The 1,993-nt window shown below is 49.7% G+C and carries 1 protein-coding gene; it reads left to right on the top strand.

Annotated elements, in window-relative coordinates:
• Positions 1 to 73: 73 nt before the first annotated feature.
• A partial coding sequence (locus tag RF007C_RS13380; RefSeq protein WP_051456676.1) for an AMP-binding protein occupies positions 74 to 1,993 on the top strand: 1,920 nt, incomplete at its 3' end.

Raw genomic sequence — 1,993 nt, 5'->3', positions numbered from 1 at the left:
GGCAAAATACAGCGGCATTATTTCCCTGCGACCGTTTCATTTTCCAGTATCAATTTTAAAAGGAGAGATTAATATGAGTAAAATGGCGGAATTACAGAATGCAGAAGTAAGAATCAGGGAAGTCGCAGAGCGTATTTCTCATCTGCGTGAAGACCTTGGTATTTCAGTTGAGGAAATGGCTGTAAATACCGGATACTCCGTTGAGGACTACAAAAAATTCGAGTCGGGCGAACGTGACTTCAGCTTTACGTTCATCTACAAATGCGCGAACACCTTCAATGTTGACATAACCGATCTTATGGAGGGCAGCAGCCCCGAGCTCAGCGGCTATACCATCACTCGCAAGGGCGAAGGCGTACCTATCGTCCGCAGAAAGGGTTTTGCCTACAACCGCCTTGCATCAAAATTCAAGAACAAGATCGTTGAACCATTCCATGTGGTCATCCCCTATTCAGAGGAAGCTCTTTCCCAGCCTCTGCATATGGCAAGCCATGCCGGTCAGGAAATGGATATCGTTATCAAGGGCACAGTACGTATGACCGTAGGCTCTCATACCGAGATACTCCATGAAGGCGACTGTATCTATTATGACAGCTCCATGCCCCATGACGAAGTAGCTCTCGGCGGCGAAGACTGCGAGATCTACGCTTTCGTAATGGCTCCGCGCGGAACAACGGGAATGACCGAATTCCATGAGCAGATCGCAGAGCATCATCTCACAAATGTAGACAAGGCAGGCCTCCTGCATCCTGTATCGGAGAAATTCGTACAATGCGAGACCAACGATGAGGGAATACTCAGCGGAGTTCACTTTGTAAATCAGGATAAATTCAACTTTGCATACGACATCGTGGACGCTATGGCAGAAAAATGTCCGGATAAGACCGCTATGATATATGTCGATGTCAATAAAAACGAGCGTCGTTTTACATTCAAGGACATCAAGAAGTATTCATGTCAGACTGCAAATTATTTCAAATCCCTCGGTATAAAGCGCGGTGACCGCGTTATGCTCATACTCAAGCGCCACTATCAGTTCTGGTTCTCCATAATCGCACTTCACCGCATCGGCGCACTTGTTATCCCGGCATCAAATATGCTCAAGGAGCATGATCTGGAATATCGTTTCAATTCTGCCGAAGTATCTGCTATTGTCTGCACAGCTGACGGTGACGTTGCTGATGAAGTCGATAAGGCCTGTGCTGTTTCGCCCACACTCAGAACGAAGATACTCGTTAACGGTCAGCGCGAAGGCTGGCACGATTTCAATGAGGAGCTATCTGCATACAGCACTCATTTTGAGCGCACAGCCGATACTCCCTGCGGCACAGATCCCATGCTGATCTTCTTCAGCTCGGGCACATCGGGCAATCCTAAGCTGGTTCTCCACAGCTATCAGTACCCTCTCGGTCATTATGTGACCGCACGCTACTGGCAGAACGCAGATCCCAACGGTCTGCACTTCACCATCTCGGACACAGGCTGGGGCAAGGCTCTCTGGGGCAAGCTCTACGGACAGTGGATGTGCGAGGCTGCAGTATTCGTATACGACTTTGACAGATTCCATGCAGATGATATACTCCCGATGTTCAAGAAATACAATATCACATCATTCTGCGCTCCTCCTACTATGTACCGCTTCTTCATCAAGGAAGATCTCTCAAAGTACGACCTTTCATCACTGAAGTATGCCTGTATCGCAGGCGAAGCCCTCAATCCCGAGGTGTTCCACCAGTTCTACAAGGCTACAGGAATCAAGCTCATGGAGGGCTTCGGCCAGACCGAGACCACCCTTTCTATTGCAAACGTCGTGGGCATGGAGCCCAAGCCGGGCAGCATGGGCAAACCCAATCCGCAGTACGACGTACAGGTGCTTCTTCCCGACGGTACTCCCGCAGGCGTGGGCGAGACAGGAGAGATCTGCATAAAGCTCAAGGACAGCAGCGCTGTAGGATACGGCGTTCCCGGACTTGCGCTCTGCTACTTCGGTGAC

The sequence above is a fragment of the Ruminococcus flavefaciens 007c genome, from assembly GCF_000571935.1.
In the GTDB taxonomy this organism is placed as follows: domain Bacteria; phylum Bacillota; class Clostridia; order Oscillospirales; family Ruminococcaceae; genus Ruminococcus; species Ruminococcus flavefaciens_F.
Note: the sequence above shows the minus strand (reverse complement) of the source record. Positions and strands in the feature narration are given on the sequence as shown.